Genomic DNA, 6,044 nt, shown 5'->3' with positions numbered 1-6,044 from the left:
AATAGCCGTTGTCGGGATCGGAGGTGGCGGAGATGCTGTAGGAGCCGATACGGGTGATATTGAGGGTTACTCGCAAATAGTTGGAGGGGGTGAGGGCTACGCCATCGCCGTATTGTCCCATGACTTTGACGGAGTCGCAGATCATGTCGAAGTGGGCTTTGCCCATCTTACCGCAGAGGCTTTGCCATTCTTGGTTGGTTTTGGAGTAATAGTTGTAACAGTCTTCGTCTATGTTATAGATCATGAGACTGTTGGCGGTGGTGATATTGGAGACGTCGATCTGGTCTCGCTGAAGTTCGCTCATGCGAGGGATCATTATGCCTTTGGGAATGGTGTCGGTGCCGTTGGCCAAAAGGTTGCGCACATCGAGCTCGGTCAATATGTTAGGGTTTTCAGTGTTGATCCCGACTTGCGCCGCCAGAGGGCTCATTAACACTGAAAAGATAAGTAATAAGAAAAGATTCTTCATTGTCTTTTTTGTTTAATAAATAAAAAAAATAAAGTTAGTGTGCATCACAAAAAGTAAAAGAGTAATAGCATATAATCCCCAGAGGCTATTGTTAACAATTGCCCAATACCAACGACTCTTTAGTTACGTAAACATATAGTGCCTAAAAGCAGTCATAACACAAAAGGTGTTACTTCAAAAAGCTACAAAATATCTATTCACAGAATATTTTAATATACTTATATTCAAATTGGTAAAGTATACAGAAAGAAAATACCTATCGTTTTAGATTTCAAAAGAAAGTTAGTAAGTAGTATCTAAAATAGAGAGGTTATCAAAAACACAGAAGTAAAATATCACATTTCAAATTAAGAAATACTATAATCAAAAAATCTTCTTAATATTGTCATTTAGTGCTTGATCTTTAATCTAATCCGCCACAAAAATAAATAAGTTTTTAGAAAAAGCAACAAAGTTTTAGACTTTAAAAGCTACTTAAACAAACTATATCAAAAAAAACAAACTTAAAGATCTAAACAAAAAGACTTTAAACAAAACCTTTTATTATATAAAATAGGTTAACACGCAGAATATATTATCATTCTTAGCCTAAAATAGGACTGGAAATTTCGATATAAAACAAAATAAGAAGGACAAGAGCCCTTCTTATTTCAACTATAAAAAATAGTTATTTATTGATTTCTTCTCGAAAAATCGATCATCTTAAGTGCAGTAACAGCACATTCGTCACCTTTGTTACCATGTCTGCCACCCGCTCTGTCAATAGCCTGTTGCATATCGTCAGTAGTCAAAAGTCCGAAAATAAACGGTATAGAATGCATTACATTCATACGTGCAATTTCCTGAGTCACTCCGCTACATACATAATCAAAGTGAGGAGTATCGCCACGTACCACACAACCCAATACTATAACAGCATCTACTTCGTGTACATCGGCAAATACCTGAGCCCCGTAGATCAACTCAAAACTACCTGGTACGTAATCAACCAAAATATTTTCGGGCTTTACACCATGCTTTACTAGAGTTTCGCAAGCTCCGTCACGAAGTGCATATGTAATATCTTCGTTCCACTCCGAAACTATTATACCTATTTTCATATCCTCTCCACTTGGAACTGTTGCCGGATTGTACGACGACAAATTATGATACGCTGTTGCCATAATTTTATTATTTATTTGTTTTAAGGTCTCAGACCCATTTGTTACTTAAATTAATATAAGGAGAATCTCCCCCCTCGCGTTTGAGCCACAAAGATAACTACATTATTCAAAAAAATAAAGTTTCGCACAAATGGCGAAACTTTATAAGTAATATATATAATCTAAGTTGATCAGTTCGCTCCTTTCAACAAGGTCGCTTCCATAATATATTTGTCAGCCTCCGAAGCTTCGGGCGATGCCATATAATTGTTTTTGATAGTAGTAAACAAAGCGATTACTTTATCATAATTCTTCAGTTCGCGATTTACGATAGCTGCTTTCTTATAAAAGATTGGGCTTAACAAAACATCATCAGCAGATTTTGCAGCTTTTTCGAAATACGAAACTGCATCTTCCAATTTACCTGTGTTTACTAAACAATCTCCAATAGCACCATGTACAGCAGGAGTAATCATTTCGTCTCCACCTTTAAAATCTTTCAGATATTTAAGAGCTTCTTCAAATTTACCCATACGAGCATAAGAAAGTCCTGCATATGCTTTAGCTAAATCGCCACTTTTAGTAGAACCATATTCATTGATAATTTGCTCGAAACCAATATAAGCATTACCGTCTCCAAACAAAGCAAGAGAATCCATACCTGCCTGAAAATATTGTTCGCCACGAAACATTGCTGTTTGCGCTTCTTCATTCTTAGGTTCTAGATAAAAGCTTTGGTAAGCAAAATAGACTCCAACAAGTACCACAACAGCTCCGACGCCAATCATCAGCTGATTACGATATCTCATAATGAAACTCTCTGATGCAATTACAGCCTCATCGATCTTGTTCCAGTCCTTTTCTTCTTGAAGTTCTCTTTCCTTTCTACTTGCCATTTTTATTGTATGTTTTTAATTATTCGAAAATTGCAGTCGCAAAAATAAACCTTTTCCTCGATATAATATATAAAAGTAGGCTTCTTTTTTCACATTGTCTAATTAAGTAGCGATATTTCGAAATAAAAAAGAAGAATTTCGCCCCTAAAAAACGAGTAAGGGCATATTACATACAATAATAAAACAAAAGGTATAATTGAATTATATACCTACACATTGAACAAACAAAGGGCGTATCAGTGGATACGCCCTCTGCGATTATAATAATTGACTGGCAAGTTCTGCCAAGCGGCTACGCTCGCCCTTCACTAAGTTGACATGTGCGAAAAGATCCTGCGACTTCATTTTATCGATCATATATGCCAATCCGTTTGACTGACTATCGAGATAAGGCGAGTCTATTTGCTGCAAGTCTCCCGTAAATACCATTTTTGTACCCTCTCCGGCTCGGGTTATAATTGTTTTTATTTCGTGAGGTGTCAAATTCTGAGCCTCATCCACTATACAATATGTTTCTGGCAAGCTTCTACCTCTAATATATGCTAAAGCCTCTACTTCGAGTTTTTTACTTGTTTGCAACTCCTCTATCTTTCGGGTTTCTGATCCATTAAAAGACAGATTACTTTTAATTACCGTCAAGTTATCAAACAAGGGCTGCATATAAGGTGCAATCTTTTGCTTTTCGTCACCGGGCAAAAATCCCAGATCTTTATTACTTAGCGCAACAATAGGTCGAGCCAATAATATTTGGTTATAATTCTCGTTTTGCTTCAAAGCCGAAGCCAGCGCCAAAAGAGTTTTACCCGTACCGGCTTTTCCCGTCAAAGCAACCAGTCTGATATCGGGATCATTTAATATCTCGAACGCAAAAGCCTGCTCCGCATTACGTGGCTGTATACCAAAACAGGTTTGCTTCTCTACTTTTTTTATCTTCTTGGTGAATGGGTTGTAACGGGCTAAAGCACTCTTCTTACCGTTTTTCATTACAAAACATTCATTTGGATTGACGGGCGATTCCAAATCAAATTCATCTAAACTCACACCGTCTGCTTCTGCATATAATTTGTCGATGAGTGCAGAACTGATACCCGAAAAGGTTTTAGCTTCTTCTTCGAACAGAAATGCATCTGCAACTTTATCGTTTATATAATCTTCGGCAAACAACCCTATCGAACGGGCTTTCATCCGCAGATTTATATCTTTGGTAACTAATATCGTTTTTACTTTGGTATCTCGTTCGGAAATGTCTAACAATACCGAAAGTATACGATGATCGGGTATTTTTTCGGGAAACACCTCATGAATACGATCCTGCGATTTAATACTTGTTTCGATATAAATTTTACCCATTCCCGTACCCAATTTTGCTCCTTTGGTAAAGAGATCATCATCGGTTATGCTATCCAGATTTCGGAGAAATTCGCGGGCATTGTAATTAATTTGATCGTTGCCCTTTTTAAACTTATCCAATTCTTCCAACACAACAATAGGAATGTAAATATCATTTTCCTCGAAATTATCCAAACATCTGAAATCGTGTAGAATAACATTTGTGTCTAACACGAAATTTTTCTTTTTGCTCTTAGCCATAATAAGACGTGTTTTGGTAAATATTTATATTCCTAGAGATTGAGAGCCGAGCCCTCTATTTTATATTACATGTACTTTAAAGTTAAGAAAAATAATCCTAATTCTATCAAAGAACTCTTTTCTGACAAGGATACATTTATCCTTTGTTCTGAATTATCGGAATCCCTCAAACGGAAATCCATTGTCTCTATTTTATAAAACGGAAATTGGGCTAAACTGTTTAACAGCTCTACCCCTAGTTATCAACAATTCGGTAAATTTGTTTTAATAATAGGATATCTACTATCCCGAATCTTTTTATTACTTTAGTAAAAGCAATGGCTATGATTATATAGTATATTATAAATAACGGTAACTATATACTTCATATTCAGCATTCGGATTATGCTTTGTGCTTAAACTTAGCGATCTTTGCATATATAATAAAAACTCATAGATTAGGGTAATAAAAATCTATTGCGTATAAAATCTATTTATTCAAAGTAAAGCAATGAAACTATATATAAAAAACATGGTTTGCCCACGTTGTATTATGGCTGTGCAGAACATCCTTAATCAGCTAAATATAACATCGCTTGATGTGAGGTTAGGAGAAGTTGTGTTGGCAAACGAAATAGATAAAGATCAGCTAAATATTCTGCGCAAAGAGTTGAGCAATTTAGGTTTCGAATTATTAGACAATAGTCAACAACAACTCATAGAGCAGATAAAAGCCAGTGCTATAAAATTGGTTCATTACAATAATGAGCAAAATATAAATCTCTCAGAATTACTTACATCCGAGTTGCATCGCGATTATTCGTACCTCAGCAAGTTATTCTCTACTACAGAAGGTATTACAATAGAACATTTTGTGATCCTACAAAAGATAGAACGGGTAAAAGAACTGCTCACTTACGACCAACAGACACTGAGCGAAATAGCCGACGAGTTGGGGTATAGTAGTGTGGCTCATCTATCGGCACAATTCAAAAAAGTAACAGGATTGACTCCTACTCAATTCAAACAGCAGGGTATCGATTTGAGACGAGGTTTAGATCAGATATAAAGAGACTTGAAACCGCGTATTAGCTATCTATAAGTCCCTTTCACACCAATAGAATGTGCTTGCGAAGTGGAAGTGTCATTATAAAAGATTTCAAAATAGAACGAACTTCCAATAGTTACCGAATTATTGGGAGATAAACCAAATTGAAGAGTTCCGCAATCCTCGTTAACTAACTTAGTAAACCCATCCCAACTGCTTAGCTTTTCGGTAGAGCAATCGAGTGCTATCTGAAACTTATCATTAGCCGCCATTGCTCCTACATCGATAACACGATCGGGTTTGATATCTTTTCTCCCCTGAGCAAATGCGCTAAAAGTAACCGTAACAAAAAAGAATAACAAATACTTTTTCATAACATATACAATTAAGGATTAATCGATTAGAAAGATACGGATAGTATTAAAGATAAACAAGAAAAACATACGTTTTTTTCTCACACCGCCTTTTTTGAAGTAAAAAAGACTATATAGAAGCACAAAAAAGCCCTATACATCTAAGTATAGGACTTTCATATATGATATTTGTAGACCTATTTTTTAAATGTTCCTTTTATAGCAACACTTCTTGCTGGACTGGTACTGTTATTCATTTTCTCGCCCATTGTATAATAAAAAGGCTGCCCGGGATGAATATATTCACTACTCGCAAATTTGAAGTAAATACGCCCCGTATTAGTCGGAGTTACTTTTTCAAATTGAGCAGGATAGCCAATGCATGTAGAATTAATAAAATCTACATAAAATACGGTTTGAAAAGTTACTTGTGTACCCAAATCAACAGTTCGTGCAGGTTCTTCGGCTTGTACATTAAAATTGAAGAATACACATGCAAACAACACACAAAATAATAAACTTAGTTTTTTCATATTGGTAATTTTTAAGAGGTTAAGTTCTTACAAG

At 35.8% G+C, this 6,044-nt stretch carries 7 protein-coding genes; 1 reads left to right on the top strand and 6 read right to left on the bottom strand.

Annotated elements, in window-relative coordinates; all coding sequences use genetic code 11:
- From IR022_RS02010 to IR022_RS01995, 4 genes are all read right to left on the bottom strand, one after another.
- A partial coding sequence (locus IR022_RS02010; RefSeq protein WP_410492785.1) for a hypothetical protein occupies nucleotides 1-469 on the bottom strand: 469 nt, incomplete at its 3' end.
- Between the two features lie 671 nt (nucleotides 470-1,140).
- Nucleotides 1,141-1,632: a 6,7-dimethyl-8-ribityllumazine synthase gene (gene ribH / locus IR022_RS02005; RefSeq protein WP_050710174.1), complete on the bottom strand. Its 492-nt coding sequence runs from the start codon at nucleotides 1,630-1,632 to the stop codon at nucleotides 1,141-1,143.
- 170 nt (nucleotides 1,633-1,802) lie between these two features.
- Nucleotides 1,803-2,507, bottom strand: coding sequence for a tetratricopeptide repeat protein (locus IR022_RS02000; RefSeq protein ID WP_050710175.1), 705 nt, complete (start codon nucleotides 2,505-2,507; stop codon nucleotides 1,803-1,805).
- Between the two features lie 258 nt (nucleotides 2,508-2,765).
- Complete coding sequence (locus IR022_RS01995) at nucleotides 2,766-4,097, bottom strand: PhoH family protein (RefSeq protein WP_194202416.1); 1,332 nt, start codon at nucleotides 4,095-4,097, stop codon at nucleotides 2,766-2,768.
- A gap of 490 nt (nucleotides 4,098-4,587) precedes the next feature.
- Between IR022_RS01995 and IR022_RS01990 the strand changes: the two genes are divergently transcribed.
- Nucleotides 4,588-5,145, top strand: coding sequence for a helix-turn-helix domain-containing protein (locus IR022_RS01990; protein WP_050710177.1), 558 nt, complete (start codon nucleotides 4,588-4,590; stop codon nucleotides 5,143-5,145).
- A 23-nt stretch (nucleotides 5,146-5,168) separates the two neighbouring features.
- Here IR022_RS01990 and IR022_RS01985 read toward each other — a convergent pair whose 3' ends face one another.
- Complete coding sequence (locus IR022_RS01985) at nucleotides 5,169-5,498, bottom strand: hypothetical protein (RefSeq protein ID WP_194202415.1); 330 nt, start codon at nucleotides 5,496-5,498, stop codon at nucleotides 5,169-5,171.
- Between the two features lie 176 nt (nucleotides 5,499-5,674).
- Nucleotides 5,675-6,010 carry a hypothetical protein gene (locus tag IR022_RS01980; RefSeq protein WP_194202414.1) on the bottom strand — a complete coding sequence of 112 codons (336 nt, stop codon included), beginning with the start codon at nucleotides 6,008-6,010 and terminating at the stop codon, nucleotides 5,675-5,677.
- Nucleotides 6,011-6,044: the final 34 nt, after the last annotated feature.

Origin of the sequence: Dysgonomonas sp. GY617, assembly GCF_015233815.1 — a bacterium.
In the GTDB taxonomy this organism is placed as follows: domain Bacteria; phylum Bacteroidota; class Bacteroidia; order Bacteroidales; family Dysgonomonadaceae; genus Dysgonomonas_A.
Note: the sequence above shows the minus strand (reverse complement) of the source record. Positions and strands in the feature narration are given on the sequence as shown.